This window comes from Williamsia sp. D3 (assembly GCF_000506245.1).
Classification (GTDB): domain Bacteria; phylum Actinomycetota; class Actinomycetes; order Mycobacteriales; family Mycobacteriaceae; genus Williamsia; species Williamsia muralis.
In genome coordinates this window covers 38,804-59,436 of record NZ_AYTE01000014.1, presented here as the reverse complement: position 1 = coordinate 59,436, position 20,633 = coordinate 38,804, and the positions used below count along the sequence as shown (strand labels likewise).

The 20,633-nt window shown below is 64.1% G+C and carries 23 protein-coding genes and 3 pseudogenes; 9 read left to right on the top strand and 17 right to left on the bottom strand.

What is annotated here, in order from left to right; all coding sequences use genetic code 11:
* Positions 1–461: 461 nt before the first annotated feature.
* Positions 462–725 (bottom strand): Sec-independent protein translocase subunit TatA, encoded by a 264-nt coding sequence (tatA, locus tag W823_RS39230; protein WP_023956716.1) that lies wholly within the window; start codon positions 723–725, stop codon positions 462–464.
* A 439-nt stretch (positions 726–1,164) separates the two neighbouring features.
* Here tatA and W823_RS59245 point away from each other — a divergent pair.
* Positions 1,165–1,305: pseudogene (locus W823_RS59245) on the top strand (MerR family transcriptional regulator); the annotation flags it as partial.
* Positions 1,282–1,914, top strand: a complete 633-nt coding sequence (locus W823_RS59240) for a GyrI-like domain-containing protein (RefSeq protein ID WP_369792600.1) — start codon at positions 1,282–1,284, stop codon at positions 1,912–1,914. The pseudogene W823_RS59245 and the gene W823_RS59240, both read left to right, overlap by 24 nt.
* Before the next feature lie 4 nt (positions 1,915–1,918).
* On the opposite strand, the gene W823_RS39220 is transcribed toward W823_RS59240, so the two are convergent.
* Entirely contained in the window at positions 1,919–2,134 is a 216-nt protein-coding gene (locus tag W823_RS39220) for a zinc-ribbon domain-containing protein (protein ID WP_023956709.1), read from the bottom strand.
* Between the two features lie 176 nt (positions 2,135–2,310).
* Here W823_RS39220 and W823_RS39215 point away from each other — a divergent pair.
* Positions 2,311–3,148: pseudogene (locus W823_RS39215) on the top strand (alpha/beta fold hydrolase).
* Between the two features lie 3 nt (positions 3,149–3,151).
* On the opposite strand, the gene atzF reads toward W823_RS39215, so the two are convergent.
* The 9 genes from atzF to W823_RS39170 form a co-directional block, all read right to left on the bottom strand.
* Positions 3,152–4,903, bottom strand: coding sequence for an allophanate hydrolase (gene atzF / locus W823_RS39210; protein ID WP_038252800.1), 1,752 nt, complete (start codon positions 4,901–4,903; stop codon positions 3,152–3,154).
* Positions 4,903–5,562, bottom strand: a complete 660-nt coding sequence (locus tag W823_RS39205; RefSeq protein WP_051406444.1) for an alpha/beta fold hydrolase — start codon at positions 5,560–5,562, stop codon at positions 4,903–4,905. The genes atzF and W823_RS39205 overlap by 1 nt, the downstream gene beginning before the upstream one ends.
* Positions 5,559–6,266 (bottom strand): cysteine hydrolase family protein, encoded by a 708-nt coding sequence (locus W823_RS39200; protein WP_023956703.1) that lies wholly within the window; start codon positions 6,264–6,266, stop codon positions 5,559–5,561. Before W823_RS39200 ends, W823_RS39205 begins: the two co-directional genes overlap by 4 nt.
* Complete coding sequence (locus tag W823_RS39195; RefSeq protein ID WP_023956701.1) at positions 6,263–7,345, bottom strand: ring-opening amidohydrolase; 1,083 nt, start codon at positions 7,343–7,345, stop codon at positions 6,263–6,265. The genes W823_RS39200 and W823_RS39195 overlap by 4 nt, the downstream gene beginning before the upstream one ends.
* Positions 7,342–8,655 (bottom strand): nucleobase:cation symporter-2 family protein, encoded by a 1,314-nt coding sequence (locus tag W823_RS39190; RefSeq protein ID WP_152538026.1) that lies wholly within the window; start codon positions 8,653–8,655, stop codon positions 7,342–7,344. The genes W823_RS39195 and W823_RS39190 overlap by 4 nt, the downstream gene beginning before the upstream one ends.
* Before the next feature lie 123 nt (positions 8,656–8,778).
* On the bottom strand, positions 8,779–9,444 hold the full coding sequence (locus tag W823_RS39185; protein ID WP_023956697.1) for a GntR family transcriptional regulator: 666 nt from the start codon (positions 9,442–9,444) through the stop codon (positions 8,779–8,781).
* A 42-nt stretch (positions 9,445–9,486) separates the two neighbouring features.
* On the bottom strand, positions 9,487–9,861 hold the full coding sequence (locus W823_RS39180; protein ID WP_023956695.1) for a VOC family protein: 375 nt from the start codon (positions 9,859–9,861) through the stop codon (positions 9,487–9,489).
* A gap of 121 nt (positions 9,862–9,982) precedes the next feature.
* Positions 9,983–10,828 carry a helix-turn-helix domain-containing protein gene (locus W823_RS39175; RefSeq protein ID WP_051406443.1) on the bottom strand — a complete coding sequence of 282 codons (846 nt, stop codon included), beginning with the start codon at positions 10,826–10,828 and terminating at the stop codon, positions 9,983–9,985.
* Positions 10,829–10,913: 85 nt separating this feature from the next.
* Entirely contained in the window at positions 10,914–11,378 is a 465-nt protein-coding gene (locus tag W823_RS39170) for an SRPBCC domain-containing protein (RefSeq protein ID WP_023956693.1), read from the bottom strand.
* 111 nt (positions 11,379–11,489) lie between these two features.
* On the opposite strand from W823_RS39170, the gene W823_RS39165 reads away from it, so the two are divergent.
* A complete protein-coding gene (locus tag W823_RS39165; RefSeq protein WP_152538025.1) occupies positions 11,490–11,843 on the top strand; it encodes a hypothetical protein in 354 nt (117 codons plus the stop codon).
* Here the strand turns inward: W823_RS39165 and W823_RS39160 are convergent.
* Positions 11,840–12,809, bottom strand: a pseudogene (locus W823_RS39160) (intradiol ring-cleavage dioxygenase). The gene W823_RS39165 and the pseudogene W823_RS39160 sit on opposite strands and share 4 nt — an antisense overlap.
* A gap of 174 nt (positions 12,810–12,983) precedes the next feature.
* A complete protein-coding gene (locus tag W823_RS39155) occupies positions 12,984–13,415 on the bottom strand; it encodes a nuclear transport factor 2 family protein (protein WP_023956689.1) in 432 nt (143 codons plus the stop codon).
* Between the two features lie 39 nt (positions 13,416–13,454).
* On the opposite strand from W823_RS39155, the gene W823_RS39150 reads away from it, so the two are divergent.
* Positions 13,455–14,312 (top strand): ATP-grasp fold amidoligase family protein, encoded by an 858-nt coding sequence (locus W823_RS39150; RefSeq protein WP_235189473.1) that lies wholly within the window; start codon positions 13,455–13,457, stop codon positions 14,310–14,312.
* 44 nt (positions 14,313–14,356) lie between these two features.
* On the opposite strand, the gene W823_RS39145 is transcribed toward W823_RS39150, so the two are convergent.
* The 4 genes from W823_RS39145 to W823_RS39130 all read right to left on the bottom strand — a co-directional run bounded on the left by W823_RS39145 (position 14,357) and on the right by W823_RS39130 (position 18,103).
* Positions 14,357–15,568: an NAD(P)/FAD-dependent oxidoreductase gene (locus W823_RS39145; RefSeq protein ID WP_023956685.1), complete on the bottom strand. Its 1,212-nt coding sequence runs from the start codon at positions 15,566–15,568 to the stop codon at positions 14,357–14,359.
* Between the two features lie 44 nt (positions 15,569–15,612).
* On the bottom strand, positions 15,613–15,900 hold the full coding sequence (locus W823_RS39140) for a hypothetical protein (protein WP_152538024.1): 288 nt from the start codon (positions 15,898–15,900) through the stop codon (positions 15,613–15,615).
* Positions 15,901–16,155: 255 nt separating this feature from the next.
* Entirely contained in the window at positions 16,156–16,392 is a 237-nt protein-coding gene (locus tag W823_RS39135; RefSeq protein WP_030168661.1) for a hypothetical protein, read from the bottom strand.
* A gap of 352 nt (positions 16,393–16,744) precedes the next feature.
* Entirely contained in the window at positions 16,745–18,103 is a 1,359-nt protein-coding gene (locus W823_RS39130; protein ID WP_023956678.1) for a glutamate decarboxylase, read from the bottom strand.
* A 163-nt stretch (positions 18,104–18,266) separates the two neighbouring features.
* Here W823_RS39130 and W823_RS39125 point away from each other — a divergent pair, with 163 nt between their 5' ends.
* From W823_RS39125 to W823_RS39115, 4 genes are read left to right on the top strand one after another with little or no spacing between them, the layout of a single operon-like run.
* Positions 18,267–19,091 (top strand): hypothetical protein, encoded by an 825-nt coding sequence (locus W823_RS39125; RefSeq protein ID WP_023956676.1) that lies wholly within the window; start codon positions 18,267–18,269, stop codon positions 19,089–19,091.
* Positions 19,088–19,702, top strand: a complete 615-nt coding sequence (locus W823_RS39120) for a class I SAM-dependent methyltransferase (RefSeq protein WP_081729686.1) — start codon at positions 19,088–19,090, stop codon at positions 19,700–19,702. Before W823_RS39125 ends, W823_RS39120 begins: the two co-directional genes overlap by 4 nt.
* Positions 19,699–19,881, top strand: a complete 183-nt coding sequence (locus tag W823_RS56455) for a hypothetical protein (RefSeq protein ID WP_161633988.1) — start codon at positions 19,699–19,701, stop codon at positions 19,879–19,881. The genes W823_RS39120 and W823_RS56455 overlap by 4 nt, the downstream gene beginning before the upstream one ends.
* On the top strand, positions 19,878–20,618 hold the full coding sequence (locus tag W823_RS39115) for a class I SAM-dependent methyltransferase (protein ID WP_023956674.1): 741 nt from the start codon (positions 19,878–19,880) through the stop codon (positions 20,616–20,618). The genes W823_RS56455 and W823_RS39115 overlap by 4 nt, the downstream gene beginning before the upstream one ends.
* The last annotated feature ends 15 nt before the right edge of the window (positions 20,619–20,633 follow it).

The window sequence follows — 20,633 nt, the reverse complement described above, 5'->3', positions numbered from 1 at the left end:
CGCGGGCCATTCAGTCAGGAAGTTCCACCATCACCGCTATCTGGGCGGTTCACGGACGGAGGGTCACTCGGATAGTCGTCCGGGAAACAACCAGTGGGCCACATTGCGGCGCGTGGCCATCAGCGATCTCCACGGGCCGCCTGCGGCTGGGTTGCCGGGGCCGTACATCCTTGGCTCTCCGGTCTTCGACCGGCCTGGCGGTGGCGGCGGGGTGTTCACCGAGACGGGTTCAAAAGCGGAAGACATTTCCTGCCCTCGTAATTCTGGCTGCGGCCGCACCGCAGGCCGCCGTATATCTGTGGCGGCCTGCGATACGGGCGTGCTCATCCGGCGCTTCCGGTTGCTACAGCCTGCGCGATAACGCCGAAAGTGTTTCCGATTACTTCGATGAGGTAAAAGAATGTTGACAGCACGTTTCTCCTTTCGTAGTTGATAAGGTTTCTGGGCCGGGAACTCGTGATCTATGCGGGCCGTTGCGTTCGGCTGGTGTGTTCCGGGTCGGTACCTGTCCTCACGGCGTCACCGCTGTTCAGGGCGGGATGCGAATTGGGTTGTGCAGGATCTCCGGCGGTTTTGTCGTCGTTGTTCATCTCGCTGATCTCGCTCTTGAAGATTCGCATCGAGCGACCGAGTCCGCGTGCGGCGTCGGGTAGTTTTCTCGATCCGAAAAGAATCAAGAAAACAAGAACGACGAGGACGATATGCCACGGTTGAAGAGCGTTCATTGATCCCCCTGTGTACTGATTAGTTTTCGCGCCAATGCGGAATTCTGTCAGTTGTGCACACATTCACCCCGACTGGTTCAGTGATACGCAGACTGTTTCTATGTAACATGAGTAGCACGATGTGGCAGCAGTCACAAGATGTAGTGAGAATCCTTTTCAGAGGGCTGCGACTAGTGCAGGTCTTTTCGGGCGCCGAGGCGGCCGGATTCGTTCCGTGCGGCAGCTTGCAAAGTCATCTGTTTGCGGTCGATGAACGGGACTTCGGACCACCACGTCCGCCCGAACCCCGCCACGCCGACCCAACTGCTCGATGCCACCGATGAGGTGCCGGCCAAGAGCAGCTGGTGGACGAGGGTGACGGGCTAGCCTTTCGTCGCCGGCTCGATCGTCAAGGAACTGGTCTGTTTCGCTTTGTTCACCGTGAACCGCGCTCAGGTTCTATCACCGTGTGGGCCTGCTCGAACCCGCTGCCGTGGACCCGAACAACCAGTACCGCTACTACGGTCGGGGACAGATCGAGGATGCACGGGTCATTCACCATCTCCGCTCGCTCGACATGCCTGTCGAGGACATCCACCGAGCGCTGCAGGCATCCGACGAAGAGGCAAAGAACGCCATCATCGCCGACCATCTGCAGCGTATGGAAGAACGGCTGGCGCACACACAGTCCGCAGTGAAGTCGCTACGTCGATTGTTGACGGACCGCACACAGCCGGTGCGGATCGAACGACGTGACATCGCGAACATGACTGCGTTGGTCATCCGCGACACCATCGATCTGGCTGATCTGGGCGCTTGGTTCACAAGTGCCAACGCGGGCCTCGATGACGTTGTCACGCGATCGAGCATCCCCACCGATGGGCCGCGCGGTGGACTGTGGTCGACCGAGTTGTTCCTGGACGAACACGGCGAATGTGCCCTATATCAACCGGTTGTGCCCGCGAGTGCACCGCCCGAAGGCGGCCGGGTCGTACTGGAATCACTGCCCGCCGCGACGCTGGCGGTGGCGACGCACCGGGGCAACGATGCGACCATCGGCGAGGTGTACGCAGACCTCGGTGCTTACGTCAACGAACACGGTATCGGCGCGGCCGGTCCGGTGCGAGAAACCTACCTCGACGGCACTCCCGGACGAGACGGGACAACCGAGATCGGCTGGCCTATCACTGCTTCGAGCACAAGGATTTGACCATTCACACCGCGGCGACGGTGCCGCAGATGCCACATTGCTCGAATTGGCGCCGCTTCCAGCGCGCGATCGGGATGAAGAACAACGTGAATTGTTGGTACTGCCTGATACGTGCCCACTGCGTGGTGTTGTGGCAGTGAGGACATGTGCGGGTTTGCCCCGGGCCGAGGTGTTTCTGCTTGGTGCCGAAACCAAAGATGAAGAACACGAAGCCCAGCATATAGCTTCCTTCGAAGCCGGCCGCGTGTCTGCGGTGGTTGCAGATCGATCGGGGTGCGGGCTGACCCGATGGCCGGCCGTCGCGCAACCGATGACTTCTGTCTTGACCCGCGGTCTACCCCTCCGGGTACATCGACAGGCAGGAATGCAGATATGACAGGTGCAACGCGCGCCGGCATGACCTCGGTGCAGGCCAACGGTGTACAACTCGGCGTCGAGAGCTTCGGCCGCGAGGCCGACCCGCTGATCCTCCTGGTCGGCGGCACCACGATGTTGTCGTGGCCGGACGCACTGTGTGAACGCCTCGCAACCGGTGGTCGGCACGTGGTGCGCTACGACCTGCGTGACTCAGGGACGTCGACCACCCTCGACCCGGACAACCCTGCCTACAACCTCCGGGATCTGGCCACAGACGCGGCCGCGTTGGCAGGGGCGCTCGGGAAAACGCGCAGATCTCGGCGGAATCGGTGTCGGGGGCATGGTTGCTCAAGTCGCCGCGCTCGACCATCCCGATGTGTTCTCAGCGTTGACCCTCGTCGGCACCCGACCGGTGGCGCCGGGTCCGGCAGACGAGGATCTGCCCGAACACGACGCAGCGGTCATGGCCGAACTGTTCTCTCGCCCGATGCCGGATTGGAGTGACAGGGAGGCCGTCGGGACGTTCGCGGCCAAGGGTGCCGAGTCATTGCGCAACGACCCAGCCGAGGCGCGGTCCACGGCGATGCGGATCTGGGATCGGACTCCGTCGACCGAACCGCCGGTGCAACAGGCGAACCAGCTCGGGATGGTGTTCTCCCACATCGACTGTGCCCCACGATGGCGGGAGCGGCTCGGTGGACTCGACCTGCCCACCCTCGTGGTGCACGGTCTCCAGGACCCGTTCTTCCCCGTCGGCAACGGCGAGGTCCTCGCTGCCGAAATCCCTGGCGCCCGACTGCTGGTGCTCGACGACATGGGTACCGCATTGCCACATGCGGCCACCGACCGAGTCGCTTCCGCCATGCTTGCGGTCTGATCGTCAGTTCGTCGTCAATCCGGCCAAGGCCTTCCTCAGAGATGTTGCACTGGCGGTTGCCGGTTCCGCTGCCCGGTACGCGAGCCATCCACCGAACCGGGTGATGTCCGTAGCGTCGCACAAAGCCGCACGCTCGCAACTGAATCCGATCATCGACCGTCCGCCGGTGAGCTGCACCGATCCCAGCATCATCGGCGCGGGCAATGTGGTGAGAAACGACGACAGTTCGGCCGGGGCCATCCGCCAGACGCCTCCGGTGATCGAACTGCCGCCGTCGATCGTGCGCACCAGTCCCGGTTTGGGTGGCGTGGTCGGCAGGGCATAGAGAGCATAGGTGGGGGCGGTGTGATCGGCGCCTACGAATCGCGCTCCCCGGCTTGTCATCTCGTGCTCGAGTGGCTGGCCTGGTAGGTGTGCGCCGACGACGAACACGTCCGACCACGATGCGCCGATGGATTCGATCCACGGCGCCCCTTGTGACAACGGCGGTGTTGCACCCGCAGCTGCAACCGGCTCTGGCGTCTCGACAACTCGGCGGGCCACGTCGAGGGCGACCGCATCGTGGAAAGCGCCCGCCAGCACAGTGACCCCGAACTGGGCGGGCCCGGCGGTTCCCGCGGGGACGGCGACACCACACAGGTCGAACAGGTTCGCGAAGTTGGTGTAGGTGCCGAGCCACGAGTTCACGCCGATCGGGTCGTCGTCGACCGCTGCGATCGATGGATGTCCTGGAACGGTCGGAACCAGCAGTGCGTCGAAATCCGACAGCAACGCAACGCTTTCGACGCGCAGACGCTCGAGCCGCTCCAGGTCGCGCGCCATCTGAGACGCCGTCACTGTTCCCGCCGCCGAGATCACGCGGCCGACGGTGGGGTCCACTGCATGGCGATGCGTGTCGACGAAGGCGCCGACAGCCGCGTGGCGTTCGGCGACAAGTCCACCCTCGTAGAGCAGGCGTGCTGCCTCGAGAAATGGTTCGAATGGAATTGCTTGTACAACAACACCGTCCGCGCGCAGTCGGTCCACGACTCGGTCAAAGGCCTCACTCCAGCCCGGGGACATCGCCGGCAACTCGCGCGGTATCGCAATGCGCGGGACGGGAGGTGCGGCCAGTGGTATGTCGTGTGGGAGAGCGCGTGTGCCCTCGCCTCCGGACATGAACCCCATGGCGGCGTTGGCAGTCTCGAGGTCTCGGGCCATGATGGTCACCGCATCCCACGATCGGCATGCGGGCACCAGCCCTCGCGTGGAGACCAGGCCCAGGGTGGGTTTGATCCCGACTATGCCTCCGAGCGCTGCCGGTACCCGGCCTGAACCGGCTGTGTCGGTACCGATCGCGATGTCGGCGAGTCCGAGCGCGACGGCCACCGCCGATCCTGAGCTCGAACCACCCGCGATGTGGTCTGGTCGTCGCGCGTCCCGGACACCTCCGTAGGGGCTTCTCTGCCCGACCAATCCGGTGGCGAACTGGTCCATGTTCGTCGACCCCACGACGGTGGCCCCTGCAGCCCGTAGGCGTGCGACCGCGTCGGCGTCAACGCTCGCCGGCGCAGCGGCGTATGAGGGGCCTCCGGCGGTGGTCGGCAGTCCCGCGACATCGACGTTGTTCTTCACTGCCAACAGCATTCCGGCGAGCGGGCCCGTCGCTGTCTCCGCGGCCTTGCTCACGTCCTCTCGGGCGAGGAGGTCGATCCAGATCTCGGACCGATCGAGTGTGTCCACTGCCTTGAAGAACGCGTCCACTCGTTCGGTCATCATCGACTCCCAGCGCTGTGTACATGAACCATGGGCTCCAACTCCTCGATCAGGGGCGCAAAGGCGTTGTCCAGGTGAGCGGCGTGAGAAGTGCCGGGCAGAACTCGCACTTTCAGGTCGAGGGCACCCGCCAGTGCGTTGACGGACTCGTGGCGCACACGCGGTGACTTGGCTCCGACGGTGAGGGTGACCGAAGACGAATTGATCGTGAGGGGGCGAGGTTCGAATCGTCGGAACATGGCAAGTTCTCGGGCAACCGTCTCCCAGTTCGATGTGGTCATTGAAGGATCCCACCCGGGACCGTAGAGCTCGTGGCCGAAACCCGGCACCCCGTGTTCGTCGAACGCGGCGACGACCGGGTCCAGCAATCCTGGCATCAGTGACCCGGCCGCCGGTTCGTGCAGGACCGCCGCGGTCATCGTGACACCGCGGGCAGCCAACTCCAAGCCCAATGTCGCCCCGCCGCTGACGCCGAAGACCACCGCGTCGTCACACAACGGTGCCAGGAACTCGACTTCGGCCGCCAGGTCGCCGGAGCGGGGCCGCTGGGGTATCACGACGTGAAACCCTCTCTCGGACAACACTGTGGATGTCTGCTCCCATACGGGCGGGTCCACGGCCACGCCACACAGCAAGACGGCTCGCGACTGCGTTGTCATGAGGCGGCGAGCGATGCGCTCGGGCCCAGCGCCGACAACAACTGCTCCGAGGTGGCAGTCGCGCCGAACACCCCACCCTGCATCGCGATCATGCTCAGCGCCGCCACATGGTGGCCGTGGTCGGTGGCGCCGGTGCAATCCGACAGCACCAGGCACTCGAAGCCACGATCATTGGCCTCACGCATGGTGGTGTGGACGCAGACATCAGTGGTGATCCCGGTGAGGATGAGGTTCGTGATACCCGCACTGCGCAAGATCAGGTCCAGGTCGGTGGCGTAAAAGGCGCCCTTGCCGGGTTTGTCGATGATCGGTTCTCCGGGCAGTGGTGCGACCTCCGGCACGATCTCCCACCCGGGTTCGCCGCGCACAAGGATGCGTCCGCACGGTCCGACCGAACCGATCTCGGCGCCCGCGCGCTCCGAACGCCACCGCTTGTTCTGCGGGAGGTCGGTCAAGTCGGGGCGGTGCCCTTCGCGGGTGTGGATCACCAGCATTCCTGCGTTGCGACACGCAGCGAGTACCTGGGCGGTCGGCGCGAGGCCGGCACGGGTCAGCGAGAGGTCGTAACCCATCGAATCGACGTATCCGCCGGGCCCGCAGAAGTCGACCTGCCAGTCGATGAGTACCAGCGCGGTGCGCCCGACATCGAGAACACCGTCGTAGGGCCAGGCGTAGGGATGAGCGTCAACGGGGTGCGTGGTCATCGAGGTGTGCCTTCCGAAGTGGTGCCGTATGGGGTGATCTGGGGTGGATCGACTTCGTAGACGACGGTCACGCTGCCGCCCCCGGGTCGTCCCTGATGTTCGGCGCCGCCCGAGACATACACCGAGCCGTCGCCTTTGATGGCCGCGACAAGGGCGCCGACAGCAGCTCGTGCGTGGCGCGTCGCGTTGATGTCAGAGTCGGTGAGCATCGTGTGCCGCAGGTTGCGGATGGTTCCGGAGGGATCGGCTTCGGCCTTGACGAACAGCTGTCGAATACGGCCGCCACGCTCGGACACCAGAGCGGCAGCGGAGAGAAGCGAATCGAGGTCGTAGGCGTCCTTCATCTCGGTGTGCAAGGCGCGCAACGAGTTCGCGGCCTTGTCGCTCTCGCCGACCACCAGCACGTGGCACGTTTTCAGTTCGGCTCCGGCACTTGCCGACGCCCGATTCGACCAGGCGTGGCGCCGTCCCTCGAGAGCAGCCAGTGCGGTGTCGATGTCGATCTCGTCGAGCGCCAGGGCGATTCCCAGCGAGCTCGCTGCGCGCGAACGCGCCATCGACTCATAGGTGTCGTCGCTGACCGGCTCGATGCCGAGGGCACGCAGTCCCGCGATGTCGGTGGAGGTGAGCAGCGGACACTTGACCAGGACAAGGTGCACATCGTCGCCTGCGATGCCGAGTTCGGCGACCAGCTTGGCCACGGTGTCGCGGACCGACTCCATGTGCGAAACGCGCCCCAGCTCGGCCGGGGGGATTGCCGGGGTGGTTCCTGCGGCGGCGACCAGACCACGCTGATGACGGGGATCGACCCGATCGTCGGCCACCAGTAGGTTCACATGCGGTGCGATGACACCTTCGGTGCCTCCCGAGAACACGGTCACCGCAGCATCGTTGAGGTGGGGTTCCCATACCGCAGAGGCGAGCGTGCGGCTGAAGTCGTTGACGCAACCGTTGCCTTCGGTCTTGCCGACCACGGCGAGCACATCATCGGTGCCGAATCCGTTGTCGGCCAACAGCTCGAGGGCGCTGATGTCGTCGGGACCCGTGGTGGGCGCGGTGAGCAGGCGGACTCCGGTCATGCCACGACCTCCTTGTTCGACGTCGGTTCAGCGGTCGGGGTGTTGTCGCCACGTCGTCGTGGCGGTAGGTGATGGAAGACGATGTTGAGGACAAACGCGGTGATCACAGCGCTGCTGATGGCGTTGCCGAAGATGATCTGCACCTCGGCGGGGAAGTCGGTGTAGATGTCCTTGGAGACCACCGGGATCATCCCTGCGCCCAAAGCCAGCGAGACGATCATCAGGTTGTCGTTGTTGCGGTAGTCCACCTTCGACAGGGTGCTGATGCCGGTGCCCGCGACGAGTGCGAACATCACCAGACTGACCGAACCGATGACTGCCCCCGGCAGGCTCGCGATCGTCTCGCCGAGCTTGGGGATCAACGCGAAGATGATCAGGAGCGCACCGGCGAACACCACGACCGCACGGCTCGCGATCTTGGTGATCCGGACGAGGCTGACGTTCTGCGCAAAGATGGTGTCGGGAAACGAGGTCCATACTCCCGCGAGTACTGCGGACGCGCCGTCGGCGGCCAGACCGCGGGCGATACGCGGAGGGTCCGCGTCGATGCCAGTGGTCTCGGAGATCGCCATCATGTAGGCGGTCGACTCGATGAAGATCACGATCATCACGATGCTCATGGAGATGATCCCGGCGATGGGGAATGTCGGTGCGCCGAAGAAGAAGGGTTGCGGGATCCCGAACCACGCTGCGTCACCCACACCGGAGAAGTCCGTCATCGACATCGCCGCAGCCGCGATGGTTCCGAGGACCAGAGCGGTGAGAACGGCTGCCTGCCTGATGAATCCGCGGCCGTAGCGCATCAAGGCGACCACGACGATGATGATGCCCAAAGCCAGCGACAGTCGTTCACCGTCGGCCGGACCGTCGTCGAAGATCATCGACACTGCTTTACCGATGAGCGACAACCCGATCATCGTCACCGCTGCACCGCGCACGACCGGAGGAAAGAACCGCAACAGCTTGGAGAACGGCACCGCCATGAGGAGAGCGAAGATCCCGGCACCGATCATCGACCCGTACACCGCATTCAGGCCGTATTCCTGCCCGATGAGGATCATCGGGGTGACGGCTGTGAACGAGGCACCTGCCACGACCGGCATCCGCGCACCCAGGATGTTGCCGATGCCGGCGGCCTGGATGATGGTGACGATGCCGGCGATCAGCAGGTCGGCGTTGACCAACAGTCCGATGGTGCGTTGGTCCAATCCGAGTGCGGCACCGAAGACGAGGGGAACGGTGACGCACCCCGTGTACATGACGATCACATGCTGAGCGCCGAAGGCTCCCGTGCGCCACAGGCCGGACATGCTCGGCCTTCGCGACGGGGTGGGTAGGAAGTTTCGCATGAACAATTCGTATACGTTCTGTGTGTCACGGCCGTTATCAACCATTACAATCGAGTTAACGGGCGATAGTTCGTATACGAAGTGCTACTTGATCAGTCGTCGAACCAGATCTTCGTCTTTCTTCACGTGCTCATCCATCAGATAGCCCGCCTGAAAGGGGGAGCCGTCCAGAACGGCACCGGCAATCGCCGTGTGGTCACGCCAGCATCCGTCGGCCCTGCTCTCCACGTCGCGGTCGAAGACCCACGCGATGCGCCGCAGCGTGTGTTCGAGAGTGCGGGCCAGTTCGTGGTTCCCGGAAGCCTCGGCCATCAGCGTGTGGAAGCGAAGCACCAGGGGAGGGACCTGATCATGATGCTTCAACCGCTCGGCCTGTGTTCCCGACTCGATGACGAGACGCAGTTCGGCAGCGAACTCACCACCGCTGCGCTCGGCAGCCAGTCGGGCACCGAACACCTCCAGACCTCGACGGACCTGCATCAACTCGATAGCGTCGGCCCGTGACGCGCCTGACACGGTCGCTCCCTTGTAGCGCTCGAGGTTGACGAATCCTTCGCTCTGCAACTGCGACAGCGCCTCTCGGACCGGTACCCGAGACACCCCGAATCGTTCGGCGAGCATGGGTTCCGGGAGACGGTCGCCCGGTTGCAGCTTTCCATCGAGAACGTCGTCGCGGATCGCCGCAGCAATCGCTTCCCTGGTCGCCGGCTCTCTTGTCATCGCAGCGGCGACATCCGAGTCGGTGTGCATCCGGTCAGGATAGTTGTACTCGCGACTTCGTGGCCTGTGGACCTATCTGGCAGGTCCCGCTGCCCCTGGCGTCCCCGCGCTGGGTGGCTGGTGCAGTCCGAAACGTGTGTCCTGGTCGTCGATGCACTCCGCGAACCGGCCAAACCCGGGCTCCTCGGCACTGGGTCGACCCGGTCGACCGCCGAGTTCACCTGCGGTCGTCAGCGCGTGGTCGAGGTCGGGAACGCTGAAGTACACAACCACACCGGGATTCGGGTCGTTCTCGTGTAAACCTCCGGGCACACCGCCGGTCTCTATCCAGCCTTCCCGTCCCTCACCCGTGGGATGGAAGGTCCATCCGAACAGCTTGCTGTAGAAGACTTTTGCGCGTTCGGCGTCGTCGACGCCGAGTTCGAAGTGAGTGGGTCCGGCAGGCATGTGAGCTCCAACGTCGCGGTGAAATGCGGTCGTCGGCCACGTTATGCCGCAGCGAGATACGCGTCTTGTACAAATGTCGGCCGGCATAGTGGACACCGCCGCCATCCGAATGGACGTCGGCTCAGAACAAATCGGCTAGTTGAGTGCGTTGCCACTCCAGAGGAGTGCACGCCGCGAAGTTCTTGAAATCCCGGTTGAAATGGGCCTGGTCGAAATAGCCGCACGACAAGGCCATCGACGACAGCGAGGCAGTCGGCTGGGCCATGAGTTGTTGTGCGGCTCGATCCAGCCGCACGATCGAGGCAGCGGCTTTCGGGGTGAGACCGGTCTGCGCACGGAATCGTGTGGCCAGGCGGGATCGACTCCATCCGGTTTCCGCGAGCAGCTCACCGATCTGCACGCTGCCCGAGGTGGTCTGTAGACGGTTCCAGACGTGGAGCACCTCCGGATCGGGAGATGGGCCGGATGCCATCGCATCTCCCAACATCTGGTCCAAGACGCCGAACCGGGCGCCGGCATCCGGCTCTGCGACGAGCTGTTCGACGAGACGATCGGCCGAGATGTGCAGCACGCTGTCGAGATCGACGATGCGGCCCCCGAAATCGCCCATCGTGCCGAACAGTTGATAGGCGCCTGGCAAGCAGAGGCGCACCTCGACACAGTGTTGGGCCCCTTGATGCCACGTCAGCGCCGGGCCGCGGCCAGGGCAGCCGACGAAGGCTCTGACCCGACGCAAAGACCCGGTCTCGGTAGCGCCTGCCGCGTGCACCGCGGACCCCAGCTCGATGATCAGCACGGTGGCGGGCCCGGGAATCTCGCGGCGGCTCACCGGCGCCACCGAGTACTCGAGGAACTCGACGTAACTGTCCACCACGCCTCGCAGATGACGCCCGGGCCGGCCTGTCACCATCTGCCATCGGGTGGTCGAGGACTCACCTCGTCGGACCGTGACGTCTGGACGTTGCACGAGAGAACCTGTCGTTGGTCAAAGCTCATCTCACCCGACCGACTGCGCTGCGCCGGCAGCAATACGCATCGGCCGACGCCTCAGGTCAGGAAGCAGTCGCTGCGGCCAGTCGCGCAAGGGTGTCGGACAACTGGTCCTCGGTGACGAGCGGGAACTTCACCTGCTCGAGGAGCTTCTTGTCGGTGACCTTGGACCAGTCGTACGTGTGCCGGACCAGCGTTTCGTTGGGACCCTGAGACTCCAACTCCCACAACCACTCCCAGCCGGGAGGTTCCGTACCGGCGGGTGCGGTCTTCCATGCCAGCAATTTGTCTTTCGCGTAACCGGAGACGTGGTTGTCGGTCTTGTACTCGCCGCCCATGTGGTCGCCCTGCATGTTCATGGTGAACACCTCGCCGACCTGCTGGATCCGATCGGCGTGGTCCACGCCGCGGATGAACCCCGAACCATCGAGCTCTTGGTGCCGCTCGGGGTTGGAGAGAACGTCGAAAACTGCGTCGACGGGCGCATCGATGGTGCGTTCGACTGTGACCTTCGTGTTTTCGCTCATGCCCCAACACTGCCTAAGAATCGCTGACACGGCAAGGCGGCCCGCGTCGCCCACCATGTCTGCCCCCGCGAATCGATATGCATTTCGAGTGGACACGTGCACACTGAACGTATGACCCAGCATCGTGCGCCCATAGTGGCGGACAATCCGTTGGCGCTGATCATGCTGGCTGAACTACCCGAAGAAGTGTCATCGGCCGCGTCCGGCGAGCAGCCGGGCACCGTGACGCCAGAGATGCTCACCGAGTACATGGCCCTCATCGACCGGCACTGTCCGGCCTCGGCGACGGTGAGTTCGGCGACGTTGCATGCCGCAGTGAACGCACAGCTGGCTGTGTACGCACCGACGATGCCCGAGCTCTGCGCCAGTTACCTCAACAGCCACGGCGGGTTCGGGGCCAACATCTGGGTCAAGGCGGCAGTCCTGCAGCTTCGTGATGCGCTGGTGGACGGACGCACGAGCTAGCCCGTCGGGCCACCGTTCGGCATTCCGCCGGGTGGGGCACCGCCCCCGGGCATCTGGCCACCCGCGGGTTCGGTGGTGGCGTCGACCCCCACGGCCAGGGCAACCGTGTAACCGCCGGTGACGTCGCCGGTCACCGAGGCCAGTTGGGCGGCACCGGAATCGTCACCGAAGACGTTGTCGCTGTCGAGGCCGACCCGGGCGAGGTTGGCCACGGAATCCTCGTACCCCGCAGTCGCGTAGACCGCGTCGCACACGTCCTGTGGAAGCGCGACCTGCGAGGTGGAGATGGCATTGGTGGAATCGGTGATGCTGTTCTGGTCGGGATAGACCTCGAAATGGATGTGAGGCCAGCGGCCGCTGTAACAAGCGGGAAAGATGCTGATGAACTCGACCTTTCCGGCGGCATCGGCAATCTGGACGCCGCGCAGGAAGTTCTGGTCGGTGACCCCGTCCGAGTACAGGGAGTATCCACCTTCACGCGTGCAATGCCACACGTACACAGCGGCGCCCTCCAGTGGGACACCTCCGTTGGCGAGGTCGGAGACCGTCAGCTGCAAGGTCATCGGAACCCCGTCGCAGTCCCGCTGAAGTCGCCGAAACTCGAGCGGATGTCGGTGCGGACGATGCCGCTCTGTTCGAGTACGTCGGTCCGTTGGACCCGTCCCCCGGATAGGGGCCTGCTGTCTCGTCAGGAATTTCGGTCAGTGCCGTCGATGACCCGGTGCTTGTTGTGGTCGATGCAGCCGTCGTCGCGGAGCTGGTGGCCGAGTTCGAGTTGCTCGACCCTCCGCACGCCGCCAATCCGACGGTGGCTGCACCCAATCCGAACACCGCCAGCATCCTGCGCCGACTGAACAACGTATCCACGTCGAAAGCCAACCCCTGGTCGACCACCTCGTCGGCAGGCCGGGGCAGTCGGCGACCCTCGTAGGTCGGTGTCGAATCACGTTGCCTGCGCTGTGTCATGTTGCCTCCTCGGTCGATCCGGTTCAATCGTCGAACCGGGTGACATCAGTCTTGATCGACAACCTGGCAACCAGCTGGACGCCCGCTGCGAAGACCCCACCCACGGTGAGCGGGCGGCCGCTGCGGGGTTGAGCGGGTACCGAGGAACATGCGGCGCAACGGTTTCGAGTGGGCTCAGCCGGCGGGCGGTGGTCCGAAGGTGCGCGGCGGTGTGCCGGGAACCAGTGAAAGATGAGTGTGTATCGCCTGCCACGGTTGGTCGACGTCTGATCGGGTCAGCAAGACCGTCGAGCGGCCCGGCCGTTCGAACGGCGTCCCGTTCTCGGCGTAACCGGTAGAGGTCCACAGGCACAGCCCCCAACCGGTGAGTTTGTCATCAGACGTGCCCGTCACCATCGAATCCAGGTCGAAACGGAACTCGGCGATACGGCCCCATATGGAACGCCATTGCTCGTTCTCCAACTCGTCGATGCCTCGGACCAGTCGCATGTAGGTGCCGAAGCCGACGACGTCGGGGGCGAACATCGTGCGGGCCTTGTCGTAGTCGACGTCGACGATCAGTTGACGCCAGCTCTCGAACCAATCCCGGATCGTGATGTCCTGCAAAGTAATCCTCTTCCGCCATAGGGGGCTAGTCTGATGCCGATGTCTGACACCACCGTAGCGCGGGTCGCGCTCGCCGCGATCATGCGAATTCCACTGACACCGAGACGAATTCTGTTCTATGGTGCCCTTCACCGACGCCTGCCGCGTCTGCGGAATCCGCAACGTTTCACCGACAAGGTCAACTGGCGAGTGCGCCACGACCGCCGCGAGTTGCTGGCTCCCACGTGCGACAAGTTGGCCATGAAAGAACTGGCGTCTGCCGCCGCCGGAGATTCTGTGAGGGTTCCGCGGACCCTCTGGGCGGGAACCGATCTGCGGGACCTGGGCTCGGTCGATCTGCCCGATCGGTGGATCCTCAAGCCGGCACACCGGTTCGGCAAGATCATCGTGGGCCATGGACGTCCCGACCTCGACGACCTGCTCGCCCGGACCGACGGGTGGCTCGACAACGAGAACTGGCAGCTGATGGGCGAGTGGGGGTACAGCCGGGCCACGCCGCGAATCCTGGTCGAAGAGCGGATCGGTACATCCGATGTCCTCCCCTCGGACTACAAGTTCTTCGTCTTCGCAGGCGTCGCGCGATACGTGCTGGTGGTCTCCGACCGAGTCGCGGATCCGCGGGCCTCGTATTACGACACCTCGTGGAATCGGGTCGCAACGCATCCCGGGGCGGAGGACCTCCCGCTGGTGCCTGCGCCGCCCCATCTGTCGGAGATGATCGCGATCGCCGAACGCATCGCGCAGGGATTCGATTTCCTGCGCGTCGATCTGTACGACGTCGACGGCCACGTGTGGTTCGGCGAGACCACCGCATATCCGATGAGTGGGCTCGGCCGGTATTCGCCGGATTCCTTTGATGAAGAACTCGGCAGCTGGTGGACGTTGCCCGACCTCTGATCCGGTGTCGCTCCGAATGGTCGGCACCGCAGCCGGTCCCGACCTCAGAGCCGACCCTTGAGAATCAGGTTCCAGTACATCTGTGGCAGTCCGTAGCGGTCGAAGGCCCATGCCGATCGTCGTGGTTTGAGCGGGTCGACAAACGACGGTAACGATGACTCGACGGTGCCGGCCCGGTCGAACTCACCGGCGATCAGCCTGTGCCCGTCGATGGCGACGGGCGCGACCGTGTATCCGTCGTACTCCGCCAACGCTTTTCCCTCGCGGGCAGCGATCAGGTTGTCGACGAGGATCGCGATCTGACGGCGCAGCGCACCGCCGGACGGGTCAGTGGCCACCGCGGCCCCGTCTCCTGCAGCCCAGATGTCGGGGTACTTGTGATGACGGAACGTGTGGGGGTCGATGTCGACAAGACCCCGGGGATCGGCGCCGGAAAGTCCTGACAACTCGACCCACAAGGGCCCACGGAACGGCGGGACCAGGTGAAGCATGTCGTAGGGCAGTCGTTCGACCGACCCGGTGGCCCCCGTCACCGATATCTGCCGGCCCTCGGGATCGAGCTCGGTGACCGCTGTAGTGCGCAACACCCGCACGTCGAGGTCGGCTAGAAGGCTGTACAGCCGGCCGTCGAGGTCGGGCACACCCAGCAACTCGGGACGGTCGACCACCAGGGAGATGTCGACCCCGGGCAGTCGGCCGGTCTTCTGCCAGTGGGCTGCAGCCAAGAAGAGTGGTTTGAGCGTGGTGCCGGTACAGCTCACCGGCGCGCGAGGCACGGTGAACACGGCCCGTCCGCGAGCGGGCATGGACTTGACCAACTCCCATGTCTCCTCGGCCCGGTCCACGTAATTGCTGGCAACAGCAGAGGATTCGAGGGCCGCGTCGACACCGGGTAGTGCGTCAGCATCCGGGACGAGCCCGGGCCCGAGAACCAGGTCTCGGTAACGGTAGGTACGGCCTGACGCACACAGCACCGTCTGCGACGGCGCATCAACCGAGATGGCTGTGTCCTGAACCCATGTGCACTGCTCGGGGGTCACCGATCGCTGGGTTCGTTCGGCGTCGTTCAACGTCGCCTGACCGCCACCCACATACGACAGCAGTGGCCGATAGGTGTGGACCCTCTGCGGCTCGATGACAGCGACGTCGGTGATGCCCTTCTTGATCAGCCGGGCCGCGGCACTGATCCCGGCGTTACCGCCGCCGATGACCAGAACGTCGAAGTACTGGTCCGCTGTGCTCGCTGCTGGGGTCATATCGGCCCTGTACCCAGAACCTCTGGTGACCACCCGTCGGCGAATCACGCACCGGTGTCGACCACATCGCGTTGGACGAAGATGACCATCGGGTCGTCGGGCGCGATCATGATGCACGCATCGTCGCTCAGCGTGAGCATGACGGCGCGGGTGGTGTCGATGGACGCGTCGAGTTGGTCGAAGATCTCTGTGGCCAACTGACTCGGGATCTCGAAGCGGTGGTCGTCGAGGTGGACCGCGGTGACCGCCTCAGCGATCGCTTCGCCTGCGGACTCGTCGGCGTCCGACAGAGGGATGTCGGATGCAGTCGACTTCCTGCCCTTGTCGACCATCAGCATTCTCCTCAACGTGTGGTGATGAGTCAGCCTAAGAGATTTTGGGCGATCTGGCACCTGCGCCTGGGTGCTCGGTCTAGTTTCGGCCGTGCGTCACCGTCTCCGGTCCCAGGTGATGCTGCGGGGACGGAGTTCGAGGATGACATCGGACCACCTCGTCGTGGTCCATGCCATCTGCGAGAGTCAGCGGCGCGATGGTCGGCGATCAGGCAACACATTCCTCACCGAGGCGACCGCACGGCCGGCTGCTGGTCAACTCATCACCAGGGCCTCCTGCACCGCGGCGTAGAACGCCTTACCCGGGTCGCCGAACACTTCGGTCTCCGGAAAGTACATCGCGGCCATACCGCTGAGGAGTGACCCGCACGCGCCGGGACGGACCGCGACGGCAAACCACATGCCGATGGAGACACCTTGGATGGTGCGGGTCCAGTCGGCGCGCTCCTCGATGGCATTGGCAACACTCAGCATCAGCTTCGGATCCTTCATGCTCCGAACCCCCGTGCTGCGAAACCGCTCTGCTTTTGGGTGGTGATCGGTGGGCATGTCGACAAATGCATTTTGTTCTCCCTGGAGGGGTTGGACAGCTGGCCACTTGGCCAACTGCCCTGACCGTCGCACGAGACACGCCTACTTGTCGCAGGTCAATGAGTAATTGCTGGTGAGTTAATAAAAGAACATGCGGAATTAACGACCGAAGGGCAAAAAGTACTCGTATCAATCGTCGGGAGGGTGGTCACCGGCCCGGCGGACAATGGTGCAATCGCCGCCCATCCCGCCGCTTGCGGTGGAGTTGCCCCGTGGCAATGGTGACCCAGGCCACAAAAGTCAGGGACAGGAATCAGTGAGCAAAATGCTGGGTTTTCAAATGGCCGCCGGCCTGTATCTTGCGTAGTCCGTCCATCACCTCGACGAGGTGCTGATGCAGGACGCGGGCCATGTCACGCGAGAACCCCTCCCTCACCACGACCCTGAGAACGGCGACGTCCGTGGCGTCGTCGGGCATCGTGTAGGCCGGTACCTGCCAGCCGTACACCCGGAGTCCATGAGAGATGTCGAAGACCGTGAACGGGCAGGGATCATTGAGCTTGAAAGTCACGACAGGGATGGCCGAACCGTCGGTCAGGACCGTGATCTCTTCTTCTTCGGCGATCTGCCCGGCGAACCATTGGGCCGTGCTCGACAACGCTTTCATGATGTCGGTGTAGCCGGCGCGCCCGAGCCGCAGGAAGTTGTAGTACTGGCCGATGACCTGGTTGCCGGGGCGCGAGAAGTTGAGGGTGAAGGTGGGCATGTCGCCGCCGAGATAATTGACGCGGAACACCAGGTCTTCGGCGAGGTCCTCTTTGCCCCGCCAGACCACGAAACCGACTCCGGGATAAGTGAGTCCGTATTTGTGGCCGCTGACGTTGATCGAAACCACGCGCGGCACCCGGAAGTCCCACTCGACATCGGGATGCAGGAACGGCAGTACAAAACCGCCACTGGCCGCGTCGACGTGGATCGGGATGTCCGGGCCGCCATCGGCCGCGAGCTTGTCCAGGGCGGCGGCGACCTCTTTCACGGGCTCGAGTTCGCCTGTGTACGTGGTACCTGCGATCACCACGACGCCGATCGTGTTCTCGTCCACCGCCTCGGTCACCTGCTCAGGGGTGATGACGTAGCGACCCTCCTCCATCGGCAGATAGCGCGGTTCGACCTCGAAATAACGGCAGAACTTCTCCCAGACCACTTGAACGTTGCTGCCGAGGACGAGGTTCGGTGTGCCACCCGTCTTCTTCTCGCGCCAGCGCCATTTGAGGGCGAGCCCGCCGAGCATCACGGCCTCCGATGAGCCGATGGTGGAGGCGCCGGTGGCCGTCGATGCGTCCTCTGGGTCGAGTCCGGGAGCGTGGAACAGGTCGGCGACCATGCTCACGCACCGAGACTCGATGGCTGCGGTCAGCGGATATTCGTCTTTGTCGATCATGTTCTTGTCGAACGTCTCGGCCATCAATCGCTCGGCCTGCGGGTCCATCCAAGTGGTCACAAATGTAGCCAGATTGAGGCGCGAATTGCCGTCGAGCATCAATTCATCGTGAATGAAGCGGTACGCGATTTCCGGCTCCATCGAGTCGTCCGGAATTCTCAGTGCCGGGACACCCTCGACAGCGAGTCGGCCGGTGTATGCGGGAGCGATCAATCCACGTTCGTTCGACATTTGAACTCCATCGCGTTGGATGAGACGCGGTGCTTTTCGACGCCCGCGAAGCGCTTTGATCGTACCGTTTGCCGGGCGCGTGTATAGGGAAACGATTTCTAGGTCTGCGTACGCCGCGCCGGTAGTCTTTGACTCCTGAAGGTCGACCTGAGGAGCAAAACGTATGGGGCCCGGATATGGCAACGATCCCAACAAGCCGGATGAGCCGTACTGGGGCGGCCAGGATCCTCGGCAACCGCAACAGCCGTACTGGGGTCAACCCTCGGATCAGCCGGGTCAGGGCCCGAGCGGTACCAGCCAGATGCCCGCGTACGGGTCCGGCCCGACTCCCCAATACGGCGATCCCCAATACGGCGAACCGGCGTATGGACCGCCCGCCTATGGTCCCCAAGGTCAGCCTGCGTATGGGGAGCCGTACGACCCGAACAATCCCTACGGCAACAACCCTTATGGTGGCGGGCCTCCATACGGAGAGCCTCCGTACGGAGGCGGCTACGGCGGTCCCCCGAACGGGCCCGACGACGGGGGCAGCAAGAAAACCCTGCTGATCATCCTGGGCGTGGTGGTCGCACTGATCGTGGTCGCCGGCGGAGCGTTCGCGGCCCTGGCTCTGATGGGAGATTCCGACAACGACTCGCCATCGGCGACGTCCACCTCGGCAACGTCGACCACGGAGACGACAACCACCCGGGAAACCGACGACACCACCACCACGGAAACCACCACCACGGGTTCGACATCGGGAACGGTCGAGTACGAGGTGACCGGGTCGGCGATGCTGATCCTGTACAGCGATCGTGACGGCGAGAAGACCGAGTCCGATCCCCGCACACCGTGGACCAAGACCATCGACCGCGCGCCGGATACGTTGCAGCTCAGTGCATTTTCGATCGACGGCAATGACGTGACGTGCTCGATCAAGGTCGACGGGAAGGTCGTCGCCGACGAGAAGGGTGTGTTGGCGGTCTGCGTCCATCTCGGCTCATGAGCACGCCATGGGCTCGGGGTCGGTACCGGACGGTGGCAGATCACCTCGTCCCACTCGCCGAGGACCTGGTGGCCGTCACCGGTCGTCGTACGCCCTTGGTGGGTGCGGTCGTCTACGACCTCGCCTGCGGAACCGGCAGCGCGGCACTGCTCTGCGCCCGTGAAGGGGCTCAGGTCACGGGGGTCGACCTGACCGTCGAACTGCTCGAAGAAGCAGAGGTGGAAGCGGCACGCTCGGGTCTCGACATCCGCTGGGTGTGTGCGGACGCGAGCGCGACCGGACTGCCACCGGCCGACGTGGTGCTCTCCAGCGTGGGCATCATCTTCGTGCAGCCCGAACCTCAGATCACCGAGGTCCGCAGATTGCTGGAGCCCGGCGGGACATTCGCGTACACCGCCTGGGCATCGGCGCCGGACCAACCGCTGTTCGCACCGATCGCCGACGTGCTCGGCCCGTCGCCGGCGCCGCAGTTCGGTGACGTGTCGCCCGAATCGTGGGCCGACCCGGCAGCATCGAACAGAGACTCGTCGATGGCTTCATCGATGTTGTGGTGGACGAGCGCGACCATCTGTGGCAGTTCGGTTCCGTGGACGAGGCGATGCATCTGGTGACCAGCGAGTCCCCGGTGCACGTCAACCTGCTGTCGATGATCGACGACGAACGAGGTCAGCAGGTTGTCAACGGTTTTCGGGACGTGTTCGGTGACCTCGCGCACGCCGACGGCTCGGTGACCTTCGCGGCCCCGTACGTGGTGGTGAGTGAAACCAGGGACAGGACGTCGTGGCAATGACCGACCCTCACAGGCAAGCGCGGATGGCCACGTCGTTCGGTCGCGAAGCAGCGTCGTACAGCAAGGGCCGGCCGGACTATCCGGAAGCTGCAATCGCCCATCTCGTTCCGTCCGACGCCCGAGTGGTCGTCGACATCGGTGCCGGCACAGGCAAACTCACCGCGTCGCTCCTGTCGCCGGGACGGACGGTGATCGCGGTGGAGCCCGATCGGGTGATGCTCGACGCGTTGTCCTCGGCATTGCCGACGGTGCACTCGGTATCGGGCACTGCCGAGCAGACGACACTCGACGACTCGGTGGCCGATGTCCTGACCTATGGCCAGGCCTGGCACTGGGTGCAGCCCGAGCCGGCGACCGCCGAAGCCGCCCGGGTACTGCAGCCCGGTGGGCGGATCGGCCTGGTGTGGAATATCCGGGACGAGTCGGTTCCGTGGGTGGCCGCGCTCACCGACATCATGTCTGCCAGCGCTGCAGAATTGTTCGTGGCCAGGGGAGGACCCCGGTTACGAACGCACTTCGGTTCGTTGGAACACAAGGCCTTCGACTGGGAGCGTCGGATGACATCGGAACAGCTTGTTGCGATGGCAGCGTCGCGCAGCCATGTCATCACCGAAGCCGAGGCCGAACGCACCCGGATCCTGGCGGGGGTGCAGGAGCTGGCGGATGATGTGGCCGACGGCGACGGTGTCATCGTGTTGCCCTACCGGACGCACGTGTACCGCGCCCATCGACTCTGAGCGGTCGGCACGTCG

What these genes read in the sequence shown, in the direction of transcription:
- tatA (WP_023956716.1), bottom strand. Translation starts at nt 725, where the DNA reads ATGAACGCTCTTCAACCGTGGCATATCGTCCTCGTCGTTCTTGTTTTC.
- W823_RS59240 (WP_369792600.1), top strand. Translation starts at nt 1,282, where the DNA reads ATGCCTGTCGAGGACATCCACCGAGCGCTGCAGGCATCCGACGAAGAG.
- W823_RS39220 (WP_023956709.1), bottom strand. Translation starts at nt 2,134, where the DNA reads ATGCTGGGCTTCGTGTTCTTCATCTTTGGTTTCGGCACCAAGCAGAAA.
- atzF (WP_038252800.1), bottom strand. Translation starts at nt 4,903, where the DNA reads ATGACCGAACGAGTGGACGCGTTCTTCAAGGCAGTGGACACACTCGAT.
- W823_RS39205 (WP_051406444.1), bottom strand. Translation starts at nt 5,562, where the DNA reads ATGACAACGCAGTCGCGAGCCGTCTTGCTGTGTGGCGTGGCCGTGGAC.
- W823_RS39200 (WP_023956703.1), bottom strand. Translation starts at nt 6,266, where the DNA reads ATGACCACGCACCCCGTTGACGCTCATCCCTACGCCTGGCCCTACGAC.
- W823_RS39195 (WP_023956701.1), bottom strand. Translation starts at nt 7,345, where the DNA reads ATGACCGGAGTCCGCCTGCTCACCGCGCCCACCACGGGTCCCGACGAC.
- W823_RS39190 (WP_152538026.1), bottom strand. Translation starts at nt 8,655, where the DNA reads ATGTCCGGCCTGTGGCGCACGGGAGCCTTCGGCGCTCAGCATGTGATC.
- W823_RS39185 (WP_023956697.1), bottom strand. Translation starts at nt 9,444, where the DNA reads ATGCACACCGACTCGGATGTCGCCGCTGCGATGACAAGAGAGCCGGCG.
- W823_RS39180 (WP_023956695.1), bottom strand. Translation starts at nt 9,861, where the DNA reads ATGCCTGCCGGACCCACTCACTTCGAACTCGGCGTCGACGACGCCGAA.
- W823_RS39170 (WP_023956693.1), bottom strand. Translation starts at nt 11,378, where the DNA reads ATGAGCGAAAACACGAAGGTCACAGTCGAACGCACCATCGATGCGCCC.
- W823_RS39165 (WP_152538025.1), top strand. Translation starts at nt 11,490, where the DNA reads ATGACCCAGCATCGTGCGCCCATAGTGGCGGACAATCCGTTGGCGCTG.
- W823_RS39150 (WP_235189473.1), top strand. Translation starts at nt 13,455, where the DNA reads ATGTCTGACACCACCGTAGCGCGGGTCGCGCTCGCCGCGATCATGCGA.
- W823_RS39145 (WP_023956685.1), bottom strand. Translation starts at nt 15,568, where the DNA reads ATGACCCCAGCAGCGAGCACAGCGGACCAGTACTTCGACGTTCTGGTC.
- W823_RS39140 (WP_152538024.1), bottom strand. Translation starts at nt 15,900, where the DNA reads ATGGTCGACAAGGGCAGGAAGTCGACTGCATCCGACATCCCTCTGTCG.
- W823_RS39135 (WP_030168661.1), bottom strand. Translation starts at nt 16,392, where the DNA reads ATGAAGGATCCGAAGCTGATGCTGAGTGTTGCCAATGCCATCGAGGAG.
- W823_RS39130 (WP_023956678.1), bottom strand. Translation starts at nt 18,103, where the DNA reads ATGTCGAACGAACGTGGATTGATCGCTCCCGCATACACCGGCCGACTC.
- W823_RS39125 (WP_023956676.1), top strand. Translation starts at nt 18,267, where the DNA reads ATGGGGCCCGGATATGGCAACGATCCCAACAAGCCGGATGAGCCGTAC.
- W823_RS39120 (WP_081729686.1), top strand. Translation starts at nt 19,088, where the DNA reads ATGAGCACGCCATGGGCTCGGGGTCGGTACCGGACGGTGGCAGATCAC.
- W823_RS39115 (WP_023956674.1), top strand. Translation starts at nt 19,878, where the DNA reads ATGACCGACCCTCACAGGCAAGCGCGGATGGCCACGTCGTTCGGTCGC.